Source organism: Bacillus sp. SYZHCR11 (genome assembly GCF_057196865.1).
The window spans coordinates 161,428-181,860 of sequence record NZ_JBXUND010000002.1; the positions used below are offsets into that span (position 1 = coordinate 161,428).

24 protein-coding genes, 2 pseudogenes and 1 riboswitch are annotated in these 20,433 nt (G+C 47.1%); of the genes and pseudogenes, 3 read left to right on the top strand and 23 right to left on the bottom strand.

Going from position 1 to position 20,433, the window contains the following annotated elements:
• Positions 1 to 5: 5 nt before the first annotated feature.
• Positions 6 to 1,271, bottom strand: a complete 1,266-nt coding sequence (locus AC2CGA_RS07455; protein WP_117614771.1) for an ABC transporter substrate-binding protein — start codon at positions 1,269 to 1,271, stop codon at positions 6 to 8.
• Between the two features lie 73 nt (positions 1,272 to 1,344).
• Positions 1,345 to 2,331 (bottom strand): SIS domain-containing protein, encoded by a 987-nt coding sequence (locus tag AC2CGA_RS07460; RefSeq protein WP_003151892.1) that lies wholly within the window; start codon positions 2,329 to 2,331, stop codon positions 1,345 to 1,347.
• A gap of 315 nt (positions 2,332 to 2,646) precedes the next feature.
• Here AC2CGA_RS07460 and AC2CGA_RS07465 point away from each other — a divergent pair, with 315 nt between their 5' ends.
• Positions 2,647 to 2,919: a DUF1648 domain-containing protein gene (locus tag AC2CGA_RS07465; protein ID WP_007410095.1), complete on the top strand. Its 273-nt coding sequence runs from the start codon at positions 2,647 to 2,649 to the stop codon at positions 2,917 to 2,919.
• Positions 2,920 to 2,956: 37 nt separating this feature from the next.
• On the opposite strand, the gene AC2CGA_RS07470 is transcribed toward AC2CGA_RS07465, so the two are convergent.
• From AC2CGA_RS07470 to AC2CGA_RS07480, 3 genes and pseudogenes are all read right to left on the bottom strand, one after another.
• Positions 2,957 to 3,331: a nucleotide excision repair endonuclease gene (locus tag AC2CGA_RS07470; protein WP_003151888.1), complete on the bottom strand. Its 375-nt coding sequence runs from the start codon at positions 3,329 to 3,331 to the stop codon at positions 2,957 to 2,959.
• Between the two features lie 66 nt (positions 3,332 to 3,397).
• Positions 3,398 to 4,513, bottom strand: coding sequence for an NAD(P)/FAD-dependent oxidoreductase (locus AC2CGA_RS07475; protein WP_046560034.1), 1,116 nt, complete (start codon positions 4,511 to 4,513; stop codon positions 3,398 to 3,400).
• 37 nt (positions 4,514 to 4,550) lie between these two features.
• Positions 4,551 to 4,784: pseudogene (locus tag AC2CGA_RS07480) on the bottom strand (class I SAM-dependent methyltransferase); the annotation flags it as partial.
• Here AC2CGA_RS07480 and AC2CGA_RS07485 point away from each other — a divergent pair.
• Positions 4,777 to 5,020 (top strand): annotated as a pseudogene (locus AC2CGA_RS07485) (DUF2691 family protein); the annotation flags it as partial. The pseudogenes AC2CGA_RS07480 and AC2CGA_RS07485 sit on opposite strands and share 8 nt — an antisense overlap.
• A 136-nt stretch (positions 5,021 to 5,156) precedes the next feature.
• Positions 5,157 to 5,993, top strand: a complete 837-nt coding sequence (gene csn, locus AC2CGA_RS07490; protein ID WP_015387749.1) for a chitosanase — start codon at positions 5,157 to 5,159, stop codon at positions 5,991 to 5,993.
• Positions 5,994 to 6,028: 35 nt separating this feature from the next.
• Here csn and sufB read toward each other — a convergent pair whose 3' ends face one another.
• The 18 genes from sufB to AC2CGA_RS07580 all read right to left on the bottom strand — a co-directional run bounded on the left by sufB (position 6,029) and on the right by AC2CGA_RS07580 (position 20,432).
• Positions 6,029 to 7,426: a Fe-S cluster assembly protein SufB gene (sufB, locus tag AC2CGA_RS07495; RefSeq protein WP_003151878.1), complete on the bottom strand. Its 1,398-nt coding sequence runs from the start codon at positions 7,424 to 7,426 to the stop codon at positions 6,029 to 6,031.
• Positions 7,427 to 7,445: 19 nt separating this feature from the next.
• Positions 7,446 to 7,889, bottom strand: coding sequence for a Fe-S cluster assembly sulfur transfer protein SufU (gene sufU, locus AC2CGA_RS07500; protein ID WP_003151877.1), 444 nt, complete (start codon positions 7,887 to 7,889; stop codon positions 7,446 to 7,448).
• The gene (sufS, locus tag AC2CGA_RS07505) at positions 7,879 to 9,099 is read right to left on the bottom strand and encodes a cysteine desulfurase SufS (protein ID WP_007410089.1); all 1,221 of its coding nucleotides are present in this window, start codon (positions 9,097 to 9,099) and stop codon (positions 7,879 to 7,881) included. The genes sufU and sufS overlap by 11 nt, the downstream gene beginning before the upstream one ends.
• Positions 9,099 to 10,412: a Fe-S cluster assembly protein SufD gene (gene sufD / locus AC2CGA_RS07510; RefSeq protein WP_210601976.1), complete on the bottom strand. Its 1,314-nt coding sequence runs from the start codon at positions 10,410 to 10,412 to the stop codon at positions 9,099 to 9,101. The genes sufS and sufD overlap by 1 nt, the downstream gene beginning before the upstream one ends.
• 17 nt (positions 10,413 to 10,429) lie before the next feature.
• Positions 10,430 to 11,215 (bottom strand): Fe-S cluster assembly ATPase SufC, encoded by a 786-nt coding sequence (sufC, locus tag AC2CGA_RS07515; RefSeq protein ID WP_003151872.1) that lies wholly within the window; start codon positions 11,213 to 11,215, stop codon positions 10,430 to 10,432.
• A gap of 176 nt (positions 11,216 to 11,391) precedes the next feature.
• The gene (locus tag AC2CGA_RS07520; RefSeq protein ID WP_003151857.1) at positions 11,392 to 11,544 is read right to left on the bottom strand and encodes a YuzK family famiily protein; all 153 of its coding nucleotides are present in this window, start codon (positions 11,542 to 11,544) and stop codon (positions 11,392 to 11,394) included.
• Positions 11,545 to 11,736: 192 nt separating this feature from the next.
• Positions 11,737 to 12,114 (bottom strand): carboxymuconolactone decarboxylase family protein, encoded by a 378-nt coding sequence (locus tag AC2CGA_RS07525; protein ID WP_031306536.1) that lies wholly within the window; start codon positions 12,112 to 12,114, stop codon positions 11,737 to 11,739.
• Positions 12,115 to 12,206: 92 nt separating this feature from the next.
• The gene (gene metQ / locus AC2CGA_RS07530) at positions 12,207 to 13,022 is read right to left on the bottom strand and encodes a methionine ABC transporter substrate-binding lipoprotein MetQ (RefSeq protein WP_003151853.1); all 816 of its coding nucleotides are present in this window, start codon (positions 13,020 to 13,022) and stop codon (positions 12,207 to 12,209) included.
• Positions 13,023 to 13,035: 13 nt separating this feature from the next.
• Positions 13,036 to 13,704: a methionine ABC transporter permease gene (locus AC2CGA_RS07535; protein WP_003151851.1), complete on the bottom strand. Its 669-nt coding sequence runs from the start codon at positions 13,702 to 13,704 to the stop codon at positions 13,036 to 13,038.
• Positions 13,697 to 14,722 carry a methionine ABC transporter ATP-binding protein MetN gene (gene metN, locus AC2CGA_RS07540; protein ID WP_003151850.1) on the bottom strand — a complete coding sequence of 342 codons (1,026 nt, stop codon included), beginning with the start codon at positions 14,720 to 14,722 and terminating at the stop codon, positions 13,697 to 13,699. Before metN ends, AC2CGA_RS07535 begins: the two co-directional genes overlap by 8 nt.
• 105 nt (positions 14,723 to 14,827) lie before the next feature.
• A riboswitch (SAM riboswitch) is annotated at positions 14,828 to 14,934 on the bottom strand.
• Positions 14,935 to 15,044: 110 nt separating this feature from the next.
• Entirely contained in the window at positions 15,045 to 15,395 is a 351-nt protein-coding gene (locus tag AC2CGA_RS07545) for an SCP2 sterol-binding domain-containing protein (RefSeq protein ID WP_003151848.1), read from the bottom strand.
• Positions 15,396 to 15,491: 96 nt separating this feature from the next.
• Positions 15,492 to 15,812 (bottom strand): thioredoxin family protein, encoded by a 321-nt coding sequence (locus AC2CGA_RS07550; protein ID WP_003151847.1) that lies wholly within the window; start codon positions 15,810 to 15,812, stop codon positions 15,492 to 15,494.
• 2 nt (positions 15,813 to 15,814) lie between these two features.
• The gene (locus AC2CGA_RS07555) at positions 15,815 to 16,180 is read right to left on the bottom strand and encodes a toprim domain-containing protein (RefSeq protein ID WP_003151846.1); all 366 of its coding nucleotides are present in this window, start codon (positions 16,178 to 16,180) and stop codon (positions 15,815 to 15,817) included.
• 69 nt (positions 16,181 to 16,249) lie between these two features.
• On the bottom strand, positions 16,250 to 16,486 hold the full coding sequence (locus tag AC2CGA_RS07560; protein WP_003151845.1) for a YusG family protein: 237 nt from the start codon (positions 16,484 to 16,486) through the stop codon (positions 16,250 to 16,252).
• Positions 16,487 to 16,540: 54 nt separating this feature from the next.
• Positions 16,541 to 16,924: a glycine cleavage system protein GcvH gene (gene gcvH / locus AC2CGA_RS07565; protein WP_003151844.1), complete on the bottom strand. Its 384-nt coding sequence runs from the start codon at positions 16,922 to 16,924 to the stop codon at positions 16,541 to 16,543.
• A 59-nt stretch (positions 16,925 to 16,983) separates the two neighbouring features.
• Positions 16,984 to 17,340 carry an arsenate reductase family protein gene (locus AC2CGA_RS07570; protein ID WP_003151843.1) on the bottom strand — a complete coding sequence of 119 codons (357 nt, stop codon included), beginning with the start codon at positions 17,338 to 17,340 and terminating at the stop codon, positions 16,984 to 16,986.
• Positions 17,341 to 17,453: 113 nt separating this feature from the next.
• The gene (locus AC2CGA_RS07575; RefSeq protein WP_014305769.1) at positions 17,454 to 19,238 is read right to left on the bottom strand and encodes an acyl-CoA dehydrogenase family protein; all 1,785 of its coding nucleotides are present in this window, start codon (positions 19,236 to 19,238) and stop codon (positions 17,454 to 17,456) included.
• A gap of 18 nt (positions 19,239 to 19,256) precedes the next feature.
• The gene (locus AC2CGA_RS07580) at positions 19,257 to 20,432 is read right to left on the bottom strand and encodes an acetyl-CoA C-acetyltransferase (RefSeq protein WP_117614681.1); all 1,176 of its coding nucleotides are present in this window, start codon (positions 20,430 to 20,432) and stop codon (positions 19,257 to 19,259) included.
• Between the last annotated feature and the right edge of the window lies 1 nt (position 20,433).

The following is a 20,433-nucleotide window of genomic DNA, read 5'->3' on the forward strand; positions in this document are numbered from 1 at the left end:
CTGTTCTATTCAGATAACGCTTTGACCTGACGCGCCGCTTTTTGCACGGAATTCATCACCTCGCGCGGTGTCATTGTGCCGCCGAGCATCTGCTGAACGCCTGCCGCATACACATCGGCGATTTCAACGTCAACATCCATATCAAACCACGGCACCATTGTTTCGGCGCGGACGATATCCTGCACGGCTTCGCGCTGGATCGGGGTGGAATTGTTTTCTGTCGCCGTTCCCTGAACCGCGCTGTATTTACCGACGTCTTTTATCAGCTTCTCTCCCATTTTTTTCGAGGTTAAAAACTGAAGAAATTCCATGGCTTCTTTCGGGTGCTTCGTTTTTGAGGAAATCATAAATCCTTCGGGAGATCCGGTCAGTGCACGGGGAGATCCCTTTTCGCCGCTGATTTTCGGGAAAGGAAACAAGCCCAGATTGACCGGTTCGACGAGCTTAATTTCTGCCGTTTCCGCATAAATCATCGCCGCTTTGCCGCTCGTAAACTGCTGGCGCACGTATTCGTGATCAACGGAGTTCACGTGCTTTGTAAAGTACGGCAGAAGTTCCTGAAGCTTTTCAAGCGCTTTGACATAGCCTTCGTCCGTAAACTCCCCGGTTTCCGGGCTGTAATCCTTCGCCCGCGTTTTTTCATCCACCATACGCTGGTTCAGCGTCCCGATATAATGAGAAATGGTCCAAGGCGCTTTTGTGCCGAAACTGATCGGAATATATCCGTTCTCTTTCAATTTCTCACAGACTGTGATCAGTTCATCCCATGTCGCCGGGGGCTTCAAATGTAATGTATTAAAAATGTCTTTATTATAAAAGAATGATTTAGCGTCCATTTGCCACGGAACACCGTACTGTTTTCCGTCATGCGTAAAGGGTTTGATTTGTGACTGCACAAGCTGTGAGGACCAATCTTTATCCTGCTGATAGTAAGACGACAGATCGAGGGCTTTATCTCCTTTGATGAATTTATAAGCAAACCGGTCGCTCCATGAAAAGAAAATATCAGGGGGGCTCGTTGTTCCGAGCATGACTTTCACCTTGTCTTTATAAGAATCGTTTAAGACCGCTTCCGTTTGGATATGAATATCCGGATGAGCGGCTTCAAAATCTTTGACCGCTTCTTCAAAATAGCTTTTTTCCGGCTCCTTCGGCCACCTGTGAAAAAACTTCAGGGTCACTTTTCCGTCAGAGGAACTGCTTTGGCTTGAACAGGCGGCGGCTGACAGACATACAGCTAACAGAACGAACAGGCAGATGAGCTTTTTCAGATGCTTTTCCTCCTTTGTCACCGGACTATAACGTTATATATCATTATAGTCCGGTGAAATATAATGCGCGTTCTTAATATTCGACTTTCCACATGTAACGCCGCTGGCTTAACGGATGGTTCCTTGCTTCCGCCAGCGCATCCGCATAGCTTCTGAGCACCCGGTTTAATACGAGAGGAGCCAGGTAGCCTTTTACAGAATCGTCAATTCCGGAAAAATCATATGCTGCCGCATCAAGCACAGTCAGTTTTTTGCCGTATCTTTTTGAGAAGGAAAGCGCCCGCTCTTCAAGGGGTCTTGTTTCGTCTAAGCCGAGCAGGATAATAAATGGAACGGATTCATCAATGATTTCGAACGGTCCGTGAAAATATTCTCCGGCATGAATGGCGTGAGAATGAATCCATTGCATTTCCATGAGAATGCAGATGCTGTAGGAGTAAGCGACGCCGTAGTTCGCACCGCTTGCCATCGTGTAAATGATATCTTCTTTTTCGTGGGCTTTCGCGAATGCCTTTGCGTGATCCGCTTCTTGTTTAAGCGCTTTGTCATATACGGTCTGGAGTTTATTGAGTCCGTCGATCGCCTGCTCAAACGCGGGATGGTTTTCCAGCACGTGTAAAGCGCCGAACACGATTTGATACAGAACCCCGTAATTCGTATTTATCGCCTGTGCGTTCTCACCCCAGTCATACACCGCGACATATTCGGCTTCTTTCGCTAACGGCGAATCAGGCTCAAAGGTCATTGCAATCGTAAGCGCGCCTTTTTTTCTGGCGAAACCGGCGGCTTTCACCGTTTCCGGCGTATTGCCTGACTGAGAACATAAAATCACCAGAGAGTTCTCTCCGAGCTGAATGGGATTGCGCTGAATAAATTCATTTGAACTGTAGAGATCAGAGCTGATGGCTTTCGCCTCTCTGTCAAACACGTACTTGCTCGGATACATAATGGCTGAAGAACCCCCGCAAGCGACGAAAAAGACGTGGTCAATCGTTTTTCCTTTCAGATCATCCAAGAAAGCCTGAACCTTGTGATTCACTTGTGCGGCAGTTTGACTCAAATCCTTCACTCCTCAGTGTTTTATTATATAATGTTATATAACATTATATAACGTTATATTAATCGCAACAAAGGTGCGTTGTCAATCATATTTTCTGAAATTTCTAAAATATAGAATAAACCCGTCTAATTTCCCGCCCTTTCTTGACCTGACCCTTAGAGACACGTTTAGAATGAAAAGCAGGGAGTGATTCAGAATGAATATAAAAGAAGCCGCCAGGCAGACGGGTCTCACGAAAAAAGCCATCAAATAAATACTGAAAAATGAACTTTTTCACACTAAAATACTATTATAGGTAAAAAAGGGAGTGTTCATATGTTTTTGATGAATGATAAGGTGCTGTGGGGAGCTGTGGTTCTCGCCTTTATTCTGTCGATTGTGTTTTATCCGTTTCTTCCTGCTGATATGGCCATTCACTATGACGTGTCGAACCGTCCGAATACATCAATCAATAAAACGGCCGGCGTCCTGATTTTTCCTGTGCTCATGATGATCTGCATGTTATTCAGAAAAAAGGTCGTTCAGCTGTTCCTCGTCGTTTACTGTCTGCTGATCGTGCATATTGCAGTGATGTGGCTGGCACTGTAACATAAAGAAAACCGGAGCCCTTAAGCTCCGGTTTTTCTTATTTATAAAATACTTTCTCAATGTTGTATTTCGACTGAAGGGTATTGATCGCGTACGTTTCGTAAATCTCCCTTTCCATCGGATCATTGACGACACATACTTCAATTTTATACACTTCGTCCCTGTGATGTTTAACAGGCGACACATTGTCTTCAAAATGCTTTTTGATTCTTTGTCTTAATTTACGGGCTTTCCCGACAAACAGCAGTTCATCATGAATGTTATAAAACATAAAGATGCCGCCTTTGTCTCTCGGAATGCGGTGAAAATCAATGAAACCGTAAATCGCTTTAATCGCCGGTTCATTTTCCGACGGTGACTGCTGCCGTTCCGTAATCGTTACATCAGGAGCAGGAAGGTTTATTTTTATCAAAATGGGTCACGTCCTCTTATTCATTAAAGCTCCATCCTATCATAAGAATGCGCCAAAAGCTATTTTTTATTCAAGCGCCCCGGCCGGATCATAAAGGCTCAAATCAATTTCCGTCTGCTGGCCGAGTGCGAGTTTCGCCAGTTCCGCCCCCAGATACGGCCCGCTCGTCAGCCCTGAGGCGCCCAGCCCGTTGGCAACGAGGAGTCCGCTGATATTCGGCACTTTGCCGATGACGGGAAGAAAACCGGGAGTAAACGGCCTGAAACCGACTCTTGTCTCTATCACAGTACTGTCTGAAAGCCCCGGCGCCACAGTTAATGCTTTGTCAAAAATCTCGCGGAGGCCGCCGGCCGTCACCCGCAAATCCATGCCGGTATCGTTTTCATGAGTCGCGCCCGCTATGATTCTGCCGCTGTCAAAGGCGAGAATGTATTGATCGTTTGGGGGCATGACGACGGGCCAGCCGCCCGTATCCTCTCCCTGAAGCTCTAAATGAACGATCTGTGCCTTTTGGTATGATACTGAAAAACGGATGCCGAGCGGTTCAAGCAGCTCTCTCGCCCAAGCGCCGGCCGTTACGAGAACCTGGCCGGCAGTAAGCGTGCGTTCTGCGGTTTTCACACCGATAACAGCACCGTCGTCTGTCAATATTGACGCTTCTTCATTGTAAACAGCCGCGCCGTGCTTAACGGCCGCGTTTAACAGCGCCTTACGAAGCGCCCTCCCGTTCACCCGGGCCGCGCCGCTGACATGAACCGCCCCGTATTCCTCCGACAGCGCGGGGAACAGCGCCTTCGTTTCTGCCGGAGTCAGTCTCGTAATGTCACCGATTTCAGGAGCGTCCTCTCTTCTTTTATAAGCTCTTTCCTCCATTTGGCTGAGCTTTTTTTCATCCGTATGGAGACTGACGGCACCGACCTTTTGATAGCCGGTGTCCGTTTCTCCGTCAGCTTCAAGCTGCTGTATCAATTGGTTATAATAGCGGGCTCCGCCTTTTGCGATCGCATACCATGCCTGATTGCGGCGCTGCGACAGCCACGGGCAGACGATCCCTGCCGCGGCGTCAGTCGCCTGCCCCGGGTGTTTCCTGTCAAAGACCGTTACATCCGCACCGGCCTTTGCGAGATGATAAGCCGCGGACGCACCGAGAATGCCGGCTCCGATAATCATATAAGACTTCATATGTAACACCTTTTCTATCTGTTTTGTCTTATTTATTTTAACAAATAGAGCGCCCGGTTCCTACCGGAGTCCTGACGGCAATGATAAGTTTCGAAAACGGAAACGTATAATAAAAGGAATACGTTCTTGTCTGAAAGCCGTTTTCCTCAAGAATTGCTCTGTATTGTGATGTATTTTTTATATCTGACACGGCCAATGTGCCGCCAGGCTTCAGCACCCTCACCATTTCCGTGATCGCCCGTTCCCTCTCTTTTCTGCCTGAAATGTTGTGTGCTGAATTGAAAGCTTTCCCGAGCGGGATGGTAACGGAAATCAATACGTATGAGAATATTTGGATAGTTCCTGTGAACTTGTGCTTCTCATCGCAGATTGCTCGTATGTAACGTTATATTGCAAAGATCCGGACATGCTCGAAGCCCTTTTTCAGCAGGCTGTACAATGCGGGTTTCACCGCGTTGACTATGTACAGATGAGAATGATGCGAGAACGGGATTGTCTGTCTGGTGAAGGTGGTGCGTTCTTTTTATGAAGCGCCGGATAGGGCTTAGGATTCAAAATATTGACAAATTCGTGTGTTTTCAACAAAAAAATCACTCCCTCATGTATACTGAGTCCGTAACTTACATATGAAAGGGGTATGGCAATGAAAATCAGTTTGAAGAAAAAAGCAGGTTTTTGGAAGAAGACGGCGGTTTCATCTCTTATTTTCACCATGTTTTTCACCCTGATGATGAGCGGTACGGTTTTTGCGGCCGGGCTGAATAAGGATCAGAAGCGCCGGGCGGAACAGCTGACCAGCATTTTTGAAAACGGAAAGACGGAAATCCAATATGGATATGTTGAAGCGTTGGATGACGGAAGAGGTTACACTTGCGGGCGGGCCGGCTTTACGACGGCTACCGGAGATGCGCTGGAAGTAGTCGAAGTATATACGAAAGCGGTGCCGAATAACAAATTGAAAAAGTATTTGCCTGAATTGCGCCGTCTTGCGAAGGACGAAAGCGATGACATCAGCAATCTGAAAGGATTCGCTTCTGCCTGGCGCTCACTTGGCAATGATAAAGCCTTCCGCGCTGCCCAGGATAAGGTAAACGACAGCTTGTATTATCAGCCGGCGATGAAACGTTCAGAAAATGCCGGACTGAAAACGGCCTTGGCCAAAGCGGTGATGTACGATACGGTGATTCAGCATGGTGACGGTGATGATCCAGACTCCTTTTATGCCCTGATTAAACGCACGAACAAAAAAATGGGCGGGTCACCGAAAGACGGAACGGACGAGAAGAAATGGCTCAATAAATTCTTGGATGTACGCTATGACGATCTGATGAATCCGGCAGATGAGGACACCCAGGATGAATGGAGAGAATCGGTTGCCCGTGTCGACGTTTTCCGCGATATTGTCAAAGAGAAGAACTACAATTTAAACGGGCCGATTCATGTCCGGTCAAGCGAATACGGAAATTTCACTATTCAATAAACAAAAAAACCCCGCCATATGGCGGGGTTTTACTATTAACCGATGGAGCCTTCCATTTCGAACTTGATCAAACGGTTCATTTCAACTGCGTATTCCATCGGAAGTTCTTTTGTGAATGGCTCGATGAAGCCCATAACGATCATTTCTGTTGCTTCTTCTTCAGAAATACCGCGGCTCATCAAGTAGAAAAGCTGTTCTTCAGAAACTTTTGATACTTTCGCTTCGTGCTCCAATGAAATGTTGTCGTTCAGGATTTCATTGTAAGGGATTGTATCAGAAGTTGATTTATTATCCATAATGAGCGTATCACACTCGATGTTTGAACGGGCGCCGTCCGCTTTCCGTCCGAAGTGGACGATACCGCGGTATGTTACTTTTCCGCCCTGTTTCGAAATCGATTTTGATACGATTGTGGATGACGTATTCGGTGCAAGGTGAATCATTTTCGCACCTGCGTCCTGATGCTGTCCTTTGCCCGCAAGAGCGATAGAGAGCGTCATGCCGCGCGCGCCTTCACCTTTCAGAATGACAGCCGGATATTTCATCGTTAATTTAGAACCGATGTTTCCGTCAACCCATTCCATCGTCGCGTTTTCTTCACAAACCGTACGTTTCGTTACTAAGTTGTAAACGTTGTTCGCCCAGTTTTGAATTGTTGTATAACGGCAGTAGCCGCCTTTTTTGACGATGATTTCAACAACCGCGCTGTGAAGCGAGTTTGTTGTGTACACAGGAGCCGTACAGCCCTCTACGTAATGAACGCTTGCTTCTTCGTCAACGATGATCAGCGTACGTTCGAACTGACCCATGTTTTCTGAGTTGATGCGGAAGTAAGCTTGAAGTGGTGTCTCAACCTTCACGCCTTTAGGCACGTAGATGAAAGATCCGCCGGACCAAACAGCTGAGTTCAGCGCCGCAAACTTGTTATCAGTCGGCGGAATGACTTTCGCCCAGTGCTCACGGAAAATGTCTTCATTTTCTTTCAGCGCGCTGTCTGTGTCTTTGAAGACAATGCCTTGCGCTTCAAGATCTTCTTTCATATTGTGGTACACAACTTCGGATTCGTACTGTGCAGAAACACCGGCAAGGTATTTTTGCTCAGCTTCAGGAATACCGAGTTTGTCAAATGTCTGTTTAATTTCCTCAGGCACTTCATCCCAAGAACGCTCTGAACGCTCAGACGGCTTTACGTAATACGTAATTTCGTCAAAGTTTAAAGAGTTTAAATCCCCGCCCCACTGCGGCATCGGCATGTTGTAGAAATGCTCAAGAGATTTCAGGCGGAAATCAAGCATCCATTGAGGTTCTTCTTTCATGCGTGAAATTTCTTCTACGATTTCTTTTGTCAATCCGCGCTCTGAACGGAAAATGGAAACGTCCTTATCGTGAAAACCGTACTTGTATTCACCAATTTCAGGCATTTTTTTAGCCATCCATTTTCACTCCAATCTTTTAATTGCCGCCTTTTTCGCCAGCGACTCCTTTTTCAAGTGCTTTCCATGAAAGGGTGGCACATTTAATCCGGGCCGGGAATTTCGAAACGCCTTGAAGGGCTTCAATATCCCCGAGATCTATTGAGTCGTCATACTCTTTCCCTTGCATCATGTCTGAGAAAATCTTAGACATGGAAAGGGCGGTATCAATATCTTTTCCTTTAATCGCCTGCGTCATCATGGAAGCTGAAGCCATGGAGATAGAACAGCCTTCCCCTTCAAACTTCGCTTCCTGAACGGTATCGCCGTCAAGCTTCATTGTCAGTCTGATCCGGTCGCCGCAAGTCGGGTTGTTCATATCGACGACGATGCTGTCATCCAAAACCCCTTTGTTGCGCGGATTTTTGTAATGATCCATGATCACTTGTCTGTATAATGTATCTAAATTTGCATTAAAAGACATTTGTAAAGTACTCCTTTGTCTTTTGGAGGGCTTCCGCGAGCTTATCGATCTCTTCCTCTGTATTATACAGATAAAAACTCGCTCTCGCAGTAGCAGATACATCCAGCCATTTCATGAGCGGCTGGGCGCAATGATGGCCGGCTCTGACCGCAATGCCCTCAGCATCGAGGACAGTCGCGACATCATGAGGGTGAACCTCATCAAGATTAAATGTCACAAGTCCCGCCCGCTCTTTCGGACCGTATACCGTCACGCCGTCCAGCTGCTCGAAGCGGTCAAGCGCATAGGCTGCAAGCTTATGCTCATGCCGGGAAATCTCGTCGAGTCCGATCTCTTCAAGAAAATCAATCGCGGCTCCCAATCCGATCGCGCCTGCGATAATCGGCGTGCCTGCTTCAAATTTCCACGGAAGCTCTTTCCAAGTTGATTCATAAAGCCCTACAAAGTCGATCATTTCGCCGCCAAATTCGGCCGGTTCCATATTCTCAAGCAGTTCTTTCTTGCCGTACAGCACGCCGATTCCCGTCGGGCCGCACATTTTATGGGAAGAAAGCGCGAAGAAGTCGCAATCCAGGTCCTGAACGTCAATTTTCATGTGCGGTGTGCTCTGCGCCCCGTCCACCACGATGACAGCGCCATTGTCATGAGCGATTTTGGCGATCTCTTTAATCGGGTTAATCGTGCCGAGCACGTTTGACACATGAGCGACTGCCACGATCTTCGTATGGCTTGTGACAGTCTGCCGGACGTCGTCCAGCGAAAGCGTGCCGTCTTCCTGCATCGGGATATATTTTAAAGTCGCGCCGGTTGCTTTTACTGCCTGCTGCCACGGAATGATATTCGCATGATGCTCCATTTGGGTGATGACCACTTCATCACCGGGTTTTAAGCTGGCGCGGGCATAGCTCAGCGCCACCATATTCAGTGAAGTTGTCGTGCCTTTTGTGAAAATGACCTCAGCCATTGACTTCGCATTGATAAACTTACGGACTTTTTCACGCGCACCTTCATAGCCGTCTGTCGCTCTCGTGCCAAGAGTATGAACGCCTCTGTGAACATTGGAATTGTATTTGCTGTAATACTGATCCACTGCTTCAATGACAGCACGCGGCTTCTGGGAAGTCGCCGCGCTGTCAAGGTACACGAGGTCATGTCCGTTCACTTGCTGATGAAGGATCGGGAACTGTTCACGAATATCGGTGATATTCATTATTTTACTTTCCTTTCGATGACGGAGACGAGCTGTTTCTTAACTCCTTCAATCGGAAGCTCTTTTACCACCGGAGCAAGGAATCCGTAAATGACTAAGCGCTCCGCTTCTTCTTTCGGAATTCCGCGGCTCATTAAGTAGTAAAGCTGGATCGGATCCACACGGCCGACAGATGCCGCATGTCCTGCAGTTACATCGTCTTCATCAATTAAGAGAATCGGGTTTGCATCTCCGCGTGCTTTTTCACTCAGCATCAGGACGCGGGATTCCTGTTCAGCGTTTGCTTTAGACGCGCCGTGCTCGATTTTGCCGATTCCGTTAAAGATGGAAGATGCGGCATCTTTCATGACTCCGTGCTTCAGGATATAGCCTTCAGAAGCCTTACCGAAGTGGATGATCTGCGTCGTAAAGTTTTCCGTCTGTTCTCCTCTTCCGACAACTACGGTTTTCGTATCGCCGTATGTGCCGTCTCCGTAGAGGTTTGTCGTGTTTTCAGAAATCGTGTCGCCGTCGTTCATCAGTCCGAGCGCCCACTCGATTTTGCTGTCTCGTCCGCGCGCGGCTCCGCGGCGGTTGACGTATGTTGTGACACCTGCTGACAGGTTGTCAACGGCGCCGTATGTCACGCTGGCATTATCACCTGTGACCACTTCACTGATAATGTTGAATACCGCTTCTTTCGGATTCACCGTGCTGATGTAGTTCTCAACGTAAGTGACGGAGCTGTGGTCTTCAGCGACGATCAGCACGTGGTTGAACAATGCCGTGTCATTGCTTTCATGAACGTAAACGGCCTGAACAGGCGTCTCCACCTGAACGTTTTTAGGAACATAAAGGAATGCCCCGCCGTTCATTAATGCCGCATGAAGCGCAGTCAGTTTATGCTCGTCGACCTTTACGCCGTCTTTCATGAAGTATTTCTCAACGAGGTCGCTGTGCTCACGGGCAGCCGTTAAGATGTCCGTGAAAATAACGCCTTTGTCTTTCAGTTCTTTTGAAAGAGAAAGGAAAGCAGGCGTTTGATCACGCTGCACATATAACGTTTTGTCTTCGTTTTCGATATCGATCAGCGCTTTTGCTTCATCAGCTAAATCTTCTAAAGAAGCAAGCGGCGCGTTATCTACTGTATGCTTGTTGAACTTTGTAAAGTTCCAATTTGTGATTTTTGTTTTATCAGGCTTAGGCAGCGGCAGATCTTCAGCTTTTTCAAGAGCCTGTAAGCGCAGGTTTTTCAGCCAGGCAGGTTCTTGATGCTTTTCGGAAAAGCCTTTGACATATTCCTGATCTACGGATAGTTTCGTTTCCAATGTCATGATTATCCCCCTAACGCTTACGCTTCTTGGCCTACAGTTTCGTCTTCAATGCCTAGTTCCTGTTTAATCCAGTCATAACCTTCCGCTTCAAGGCGCTGTGCAAGCTCCGCGCCGCCGGATTTCACTACGCGTCCCTGCATCATAACGTGAACGACATCAGGCGTGATGTAGTTCAGAAGGCGCTGGTAGTGAGTGATCATTAAGCAGCCGAAGTTTTCGCTGCGCATTTTGTTGATTCCTTTAGAAACGACTTTAAGCGCATCGATATCAAGACCTGAATCGATCTCGTCAAGAATGGCGATTTTCGGCTCGATCATCATAAGCTGAAGGATTTCGTTGCGTTTTTTCTCCCCGCCTGAGAAACCTTCGTTCAGGTAACGCTGCGCCATTTCAGGGTCCATTTCAAGGAACTCCATGTTTTCGTCCATTTTGCGGATGAATTTCATAAGAGAAATTTCATCGCCTTCTTCACGGCGTGCGTTAATCGCAGAGCGAAGGAAATCGGCATTTGTCACACCGCTGATTTCGCTTGGGTACTGCATCGCAAGGAAAAGACCCGCCTGAGCGCGCTCGTCCACTTCCATTTCCAGTACATCTTTGCCGTCAAGCGTGATGCTGCCTTTTGTAACTTCGTATTTCGGGTGTCCCATAATCGCTGCTGAGAGCGTGGATTTACCGGTACCGTTCGGCCCCATGACAGCGTGGAATTCGCCGCCTTTTATTTCAAGGTTTACACCTTTTAAGATCTCTTTTCCTTCGATTTCAACGTGAAGATCCTTGATCGTTAATGTTGAAGCAGCCATATCTATACCTCCAAAATATATAATCATTATTCTCAATTTATTCTCATTCTAATTTTATAACAAATGAAAAGTAAATACAACTTTTTATATTACCCGGAACATTCCTAAAGTTTATCAAAGATCAAGGCGTAATTAAAGCTGTTTGAAACAGAAAAAGGGCGGAAATCCACCCTTTTTTACTGACCGATTTTCTCATTAAGCTGCGCTGCGAGGAACTTGCTTTTTTGATATTCAAGCTCCCTCTGCCGTTCGACTTCCATCCTTTTTGAAAGACGCCGTCCGTATTCCTCGTAGCCGATGCCGTGTGACTTCTGCATCGCTTTTTCCATTTCAGGCGTATAGTCAAGGTCCAGTCTCTCTTGGCTGGTGCAGATAATGAATCAATCCCTTCATATATTTGTTTCTATTGTAACAATGATCCGCTGCTCCGGCCAAAGAGGGTGTGCCCCTGAATCCTTTCGAATGTGCCGGAAACCGGCGCTCGCTTTATCTGAAAAACGGTATTCACACGATTGCTCATTCTAATGCGTCGTATGTCCGAATTCCTGAATACACTGCTGCACGAGGGTCACTCCCTGACTGAGAGCCGCGCCGCCCCCGAATGCCGCCGCGACGCTGATGACCTCAAGGATGTTTTCTTCTGTGGCCCCTTGGTCAAGGCAGCCCTTCGTATGATAAATCATGCAAAATTCATCTTGAGCGCTGATGCTGATGCCCAGAGCGATTAATTGTTTCTCTTTTTCAGTTAATGAATCCGCTGAGAAACACTGCTCAGTAAATTCATTAAACTTCCGCCCCATCATCGGCATTTTTTGCTCGAATATGCCTAAACCTTCTTTATATTGTTTCAATGCGTCATGCACGCTTTTTCCGTTATCCTGGTATTGAGCCACTGCCATTCCCTCCAATCGTTAACCTTCCTTTTTATTATGGACAGTTCTCCGATTAATACCCGAAAAAAACCCCGGATGATTCATCCGGGGTTTTCGCTTTATTCAGATACGGGAAGCACGGCTCCGTCGTATTTTTTCTCAATAAAGTCTTTGATTTTCTTAGAGTGAAGCACTTCCATAAGCGCTTTGATTTTCTCTGATTTTTCGTCACCTTTGCGTACGGCGATGATGTTTGCGTACGGGTTGTTTTTCGTTGATTCCACTTGAATCGCATCTTTTAACGGATTCAGTTTGTTTTGAATCGCATAGTTGACGTTAATGAAGACTGCATCGCCTTCTTCTTCATTATATGCTTTCGCCGTTAATTCAGGGGCGATTTTTTTGAATGTCAGGTTTTTCGGGTTTTTCGTAATGTTTTTCGTAGTCGCTTCAATCGTTTTTACCTTCGGATCAAGTGTGATCAGTCCGGCTTTTTCAAGCATCGCCAGCATACGGCCTTGTTCAGCGACATTGTTAGTCATGATGATGGTCGCGCCTTTAGGCAGGTCTTTCAGTGATTTGTATTTTTTCGTGTAAACTCCGAATGGCTCAAGGTGAACGGCTCCGGCATTCACGAGTTTGTAATCTTTATTTTCTTTCATTTCCTGTTCAAGGTAAGGAACGTGCTGGAAGTAGTTCGCATCCACTTCATTATCAGCTAACGCTTTGTTGTACATTTTGTAATCGTTCAGCACTTTTACTTTTAATGTGTAGCCTTTTTCCTTCAAGAGCGGTTCCGCTTCTTTTAAGATTTCAGCATGCGGTGTTTTTGTCGCGGCGACAACGATTTCCTTTTTATTCGAGCCGTTTGATCCGCAGGCGGCTAAAACTCCCGCGAACACAAGCAGCAGCGCACTTAATACAATCTTTTTCAATGTAAATCCTCCCTTATCTTTTGTCTATTATATTTGTAATTACATCACCGATAATCTGAATGATAAAGACGATGATGAGTATAAATACTGTCGCTACAAACGTTACATCCGTATTATTGGACTGGTAGCCTTCTACATATGCAAGGTTTCCGAGTCCGCCTGAACCGATGGCGCCGGCAATGGCGGTAGATCCGATCAGGGCGATGGCCGTCACGGTGATGCCTGAAATTAACGCAGGCATTGATTCAGGAATCAGCACTTTGAAGATAATCGTCGATGTCTTTGCTCCCATTGATCTGGCAGCTTCGATGACTCCTTTATCGACTTCCCGGAGCGCAATTTCCGCAAGACGGGCGTAAAACGGCGCGGAGCCGATAATCAGCGCCGGCAATGCGGCATTCGGTCCTAAAATCGATCCGACCAAAATCTTAGTAAAGCCGAGAAGCAGAATAATTAAAATAAGAAACGGAATAGACCTGAAAATATTAACGACCGCCGCAATCACGGTGTTAATGATTTTATTTTCCCATAAGCTTCCCTTGCCCGTTAAAAAGAGCAGAAGACCGAGAATCGCTCCGATGATAAATGAAAAAACTAAAGCGATGACCGTCATATAAAGGGTCTCGTATGTGGCCGTCCACAGCTCGGTTATATCAACGTTCGGGAACCATTTTTCAAACATTTGTGATCACCTCTGCTTCTACCTGTTTGTCTTTGATGAACCGGATCACGTTTTCTACTTCTTTTTCCTGACCGTCAATATGAATGAATAATGAACCGTAAGCTCCGTCCTTCGTCTGTGAAATTTTCCCCTGCAGAATATTAACGTCCACATCAAAGTTTCGGATCATTTCCGTAATGAGGGGCTGCTCGGCGGCCTGCCCGACAAATGAAAGCTGAATCGTTTTCCCTGTCGCTGTTTCCTGCAGAAAATGCTGGATGGTTTCTTTCGTCTCCTCCGGTTCTGTCACCTGCTGAACGAAACGCTTGGTCATCGGTTCGCGCGGGTTTCTGAAAACTTGGAGTACTTCGCCTTCTTCAACGACTTTCCCGTTTTCCATGACGGCGACTCTGTTGCAGATTTTTCGGATGACGTGCATTTCATGGGTAATGAGCACGATCGTCAGACCGAGTCTGTCGTTTATATCGGATAAAAGATCCAAAATTGAATCGGTCGTCTGCGGATCGAGCGCTGATGTCGCTTCATCGCACAGAAGGACTTTCGGATTATTAGCGAGCGCCCGGGCGATACCGACACGCTGCTTTTGACCGCCGCTCAGCTGCGACGGATAAGATTTTTCTTTCCCCTCTAATCCGACCAGTTTAATCAATTCATCAGCGCGGCGGACCCGTTCGCTTTTTTTCACGCCGGCGATTTCCAGCGGGAACATAATGTTCTCCCGGACGGTGCGCGACCACAAAAGGTTAAAATGCTGGAAGATCATGCTGATTTCCTGGCGCGCTTTTCTCAGCCCGCGGCTGCTTACTTTATTTAATTCCGTCCCCGCGACTTCCACGGTTCCCGACGTCGGCTTTTCAAGGCCGTTCAGGAGACGGATTAAGGAACTTTTACCAGCTCCGCTATATCCTATAATTCCAAATATTTCGCCCTTTTTGATATCAAGAGTGACATCTTGGACAGCATTGACATCCCCATGCTTCGCTTTGTAAATTTTTGAAACATTTTGAAGATGGATCAAAGCAATCACCCGCCTTACACTATTCTAAGAAATCTTCCGGGTTTCTCCGCAAAAGAAAAGCCTTTCTGCAAAAATGAGCAGAAAGGCTTATTGAAAAAGGCCTTTCTCTCATCTTTCAAAGCAGACCGCTTTGAGTGAATTGGCACCATTTCAACATTGTTGATGGTTGCCGGGCTTCATAGGGCACTTCCCTCCACCTCTCTTGATAAGAGAAAACATATCGTATTTTCGTCCGGAAATTCTTACTGTAGAATAGCACGGCGAATGATAAAAAGTCAATAAAATAAATATTGGAAGCTATTGTCACATAGTAGATTGGCAGTTACGGCCGTTTACTGATCGCCTGAAAAAATCCGTTTGTCAGCCAGAGGATGGCCTCCAGCTTCAGCAGGGCTCTGAATGATCCTTTCACTTTGAGTTTTCCGCTTTGGATAAGCTTTTGCAAAGAGACATCACCATGCAGGAGATGGATGATTTCCGTCTGGTTTCCGTAAAAGGTCAAATTAGATTTCTCCTTTGAAGCCGACGTTTTTCTCATTTCTCCCTGTCCGTTAATTGAGACCGTTAAGGCTTCTGTTTCTCCTTGGAATGTAATCAGCAGCGTTGAGGCGTTTAATAGCGGTTTCAAAAACAGATGCTGTCCGTCATTCTCTGAAACTTCTATTTTCTCCACTCGTATAACCTCCCGTTTTAATGGCCATACATACACTTTCTCTTTTTAACGGACAGAACCCTTTATAAACCGCACGACATTTTCCTGTAAATATTGTCACATCGGGAACGTTTGCGATGTTTTTTGTTTAATCAGCTCATATAAATAGGAAACGGAGCGGAAGGCGTATCCTTTCTCAACAAGCTCTCCGCCTTTAAACAGCAAAAAGCACGGAACGCTTTCAATCTGATAGGCTTTGGCGAATGCGGGGGAATAATTCACGTTGTTTTTATAGAAGGCGGCGCCGGGCAGCATTTCTTCGACGACAGTAAGCATTTTGGACGCCAGCTGGCATGTGCCGCAAAACGGGGTGTACAAATACAGGAGATAAACGTCATCCTGAATCGATTCGAGTTCATTTTCTTGGAGTTCTTTCATGATTACCACCTCAGGTCGTTCTTTTTCAAAAATACAGTGTCAGCATCAAAGCCGGCTCTGATCAGCACAGATGCGAGATGATGGCCCGGGCACGACTCGACTTGCCTGTATGTTCTGTCTATATAAATATGGCGCGCTTCGGGAAGCTCCCGTTTCAGCTGTTTTCTTAATTTTTCTCCGGAGTCATCTGCGTCCGTTAAAATATAGACGTCTCTGTCAAACAGGCGGTCCGCCAACTCTTCCAGTTCGGTTTGGCCGATCGTCCCGTTTGTACAGACGATTTCCGCGGGTTCGATGAGCACTTCCCTGACTTTGATTTTATCAGATTTTCCTTCTACGATAATGACCTTTTCATCTCCGTTGTACATAAGCGTGTCACCTGCCGATTGTTTTAGCGTCAGATTGAAAAAGAAGGCAGTGAAATTCACCGCCAACTGTTAACACCAGCCATTCTCATAATCGCAATCGACATATTTCGGATCGCTGCCGTTTATGACATCGGCTGTTTTATAAAATTTTTGATTTTCAAATGAAAAGCCCTGTTTGAGCTCGTACTGGTCCATGCCTGTCATCTCGCCGATGGCTTCATTTTCATGAAACAAGGAAAACCGGCCGTTTTGAAAGCGGCCCGTGACGTTCTCCGTCACATCGACCTTTTGTTTATCAAAAGCCATTTTAGACACCTCCCGTTACAGATAGAGTGTCCAAATGGCCCCTTTGCTATCCGATCAGTCTTCCTGTGTCATTTCGTCATATTGCTCAGAAGTCATGAGGTTTTCGATTTCTTCAGCATCAGCCGGTTCCACGACGATCATCCACGCTTTTTCATACGGAGACTCGTTTACGAATTCAGGACTGTCATCAAGGTCTTCGTTCACTTCCGTCACCGTTCCGTTAATCGGTGCGTACAGTTCGGATACGGTTTTGACGGATTCCACGCTGCCGAATGGCTCGTCCGCTTTAATTTCGGCGCCGACTTCCGGAAGCTCGACAAATACGATGTCGCCAAGTTCGGCTTGCGCGAAATGTGTAATCCCGATACGGGCTTTTCCGTCCTCAACTTTGACCCATTCGTGCTCTTTGGAATAACGCATATCTTTCGGTGTGCTCATCTAAATCCCTCCATTTTTTTCTTATAATAAGAAGATACCATAATTCTTTGAACCTGGCATTACATCCAATATTTTTCGAATTGGTCTTCTTTAAAGCCGACAGTGACTTTTTCGCCGTCTGTCGTAATCGGGCGTTTCAGGAGCATACCGTCTGATGCCAGAAGTTCGAGCTGTTCATCCTCTGACATATGGTACAGTTTTTCCTTTAAGTTCAGCTCGCGGTATTTCATTCCGCTCGTGTTGAAAAACTTTTTGAGCTCAAGACCGCTCTTTTCATAGAGGTCTTTAATTTCTTCTTTCGACGGAGTTTCCTCCGCGATATGTATTTCGTTTATTTCCTTGCCGCGGTCTTCCAGCCATTTTTTCGCATTACGGCACGTTCCGCATTTAGGGTACCAGTAAAAATTTAACGACATCTTCTTCACCCCTTGTAAATGATCGTCGTTATTTTAACACAATCACTTGTAAAAACCTATAACGTTGCTTCATGAAAAAGCGCCCCTGATGAAGGAGCGCTTTCAGCATGTGATCAGACTGTATATTTTTCTTCACGGAAGACGGCGGCTGCCGCTTCACGTTTTTTCTGAATGAGGTTTTTCGGCGTCAGGCGCGTCAGTTTGCGCAGCACGGAAAGCATCATGCGGAGGGAATCTCCTTCCTCCATGGCGATCAGTGATTCTTTGGCGTGCGCTTCAATGTTCTGAAGGGCTTCCTGGGCAAAGATTTCCGTATATAACAGCTTCTGCGCGGCTTTTTCGGCACCGTCCGCCGCAATTGCTTTTTCCGTTCTGAGGACGGCAGATTCCAAAGCATACAGCGCGCTGACAATATCGGCAATGTTCACCATGATTTCCTGCTCGCCTTCAATCTCTTTGCCGTATTTCTGCGCCGCGAGACCCGCTGTCAAGAGGGCGATCTTTTTCGCCTGTCTGACAATGTATTTTTCCTGTTCAAGAGGTTCTGAGCCCGGCTCTTCAGGCATCAGCATCATGAGTTCTTCTTGGAGCGCTTTTGCTTTTTCAAAGAGCGGCAGCTGACCTTTTACGGCTTTTTTCAGAAACGTGCTCGTTACGATCAGGCGGTTGATTTCATTTGTGCCTTCAAAAATCCTGTTGATTCTTGAGTCGCGATAGGCGCGCTCCACTTCATATTCCTGCATAAATCCGTAACCGCCGTGAATTTGAACCCCTTCGTCGGCAATGTAATCAAGCGTTTCAGAACCGCACATTTTGTTGAGCGAGCATTCAATCGCGTACTCGGCGATGGACTTCGCGACTTCGCGTCCGTCTTTTTGCTCCTCTTCCGTCAGTCTGCTCATATTATCTTCGAATAAGCCCACTGTTCTGTATACAGAGCTCTCCATGGCGTAAAGCCGCGCTGACATCGTCGCAAGCTTTTCCTGAGTGAGCGTGAAGCTTGAGATCGGCGTTTTAAATTGCCGGCGCTGGTTTGCATAAGCGGCAGACAGCTCAATCACCCGTTTTGAAGCGCCGATTGTGCCGACGGCAAGCTTGTAGCGCCCGATATTCAGGATATTAAAGGCGATGACATGGCCTTTTCCGATTTCGCCGAGAAGATTTTCTTTCGGGACTTCCGCCTGATCTAAAATCAGCGTTCTTGTCGATGAACCCTTAATCCCCATTTTTTTCTCTTCCGGTCCCGTTGATACGCCCGGATAGTTCTTTTCTACGATAAATGCGGAAAACTTATCTCCGTCCACTTTAGCGTAGACGACAAAGACATCTGCAAAGGCGGAGTTTGTAATCCATTGCTTTTCTCCGTTAAGAATATAGTGTGTGCCCGCTTCATTCAAAACAGCCGTCGTTTTCGCGCCGAGGGCATCTGAACCTGAACCGGGCTCAGTTAAGGCGTATGCCGCGATTCTTTGTCCTGAAGCCAAGTCCGGCAAATAGGTTTTTTTCTGTTCTTCCGTTCCGAAGAACACGATCGGCAATGAACCGATCCCGACGTGAGCGCCGTAAGATAGCGAAAAGCTGCCGGCACGTGAAAACTTTTCCGTGATGAAGGCTGAACTGATTTTATCCAGGCCGATACCGCCGTACTCTTCAGGCACGTCTGCTCCGAGGAGGCCGAGATCTCCGGCTTTTCTCAGCAGTCTGACCGAATGCTCAAACTGATGGTTTTCAATTTCATCGATATAAGGAAGCACATCGTTGACGACATAGTCTTCTGTCGTTTTGCCGATCATTTTATGTTCGTCTGTAAAGTCCTCCGGAGTGAATATTTGATCATATCCCGTCTCTTCAATCAGAAAGCTGCCGCCTTTTTTGACGTTGACCGTTTCCTGTTTCATGTTCATTTCCCCCTTTTTTTAAATGAGTTCAAATACGCCGGCAGCGCCCATGCCGCCTCCGATGCACATCGTCACAACGCCGAATTGCTCGTTTCTCCGTTTCATTTCATGAATGAGTGACAGGGTCAGCTTCGTCCCCGTGCAGCCGAGCGGATGTCCGAGCGCGATGGCGCCTCCGTTGACGTTCACCTTTTCTTCATCTATCCCGAGCGATCTGATGACTTGAATGGCCTGTGAAGCAAAGGCCTCATTCAATTCAAAAAGCCCGATATCCTGTAATTCGAGTCCGGCAAGCTTGAGCGCCCGCGGAATGGCTTCAATCGGACCGATTCCCATTACCTCAGGCGGAACGCCGCCTACGGCAAAGGAACGGAATTTGACAAGCGGGGCCAATCCGAGCGACGATGCTTTTTCGCGATCCATCAGCATGACAGCCGCCGCGCCGTCACTTGTTTGTGAAGAGTTCCCGGCCGTCACGGTTCCCGTTTTAGAAAAAGCCGGGCGGAGCTTCGCCAAGACGTCAGCCGACGTGCCGGGACGAACGCCTTCATCCTGAGAAAAGGTAAATTGTTTTTTCCGCGGCTTATGGTCATCACCGACTTCTGTCAGCGATACTTCAACCGGCACGATTTCGTCATTGAATTTCCCTTCCTTAAGGGCTTTTGCGGCATTCTGATGGCTGCGGACTGCAAATGCATCCTGGTCTTCTCTGGATACCCCGTACGTTTCGGCGACCTGCTCCGCCGTATGCCCCATGCTCATGTAATACTCAGGCGCATGCTCCGCCAAAGCGATATTCGGCCGTGTCACATGCCCCATCATCGGAACTTGCGACATGGATTCCGCACCGCCCGCAATGACGGTATCACCCGCGCCGATCATAATTTTTTCAGCACCGTAAGCGATGGATTGGAGCCCGGAAGAGCAGTAGCGATTCACCGTAATGGCCGGCACCGTATGAGGAAGCCCCGCCAGCGCACCGATATTCCGCGCCATATTTAATCCTTGTTCGGCTTCAGGTGTTGCACATCCGATAATTAAGTCATCGATATTTCCTTCATAGCCGCCTGCCCGTTTCAGCGTTTCTTTTACACAAAGCGCGCCTAAATCATCAGGACGAACGGCTGCAAGCGATCCTTTTCTCGCTTTACCGACCGGGGTTCTCGCACCGGCCACAATGACTGCTTCTCTCATA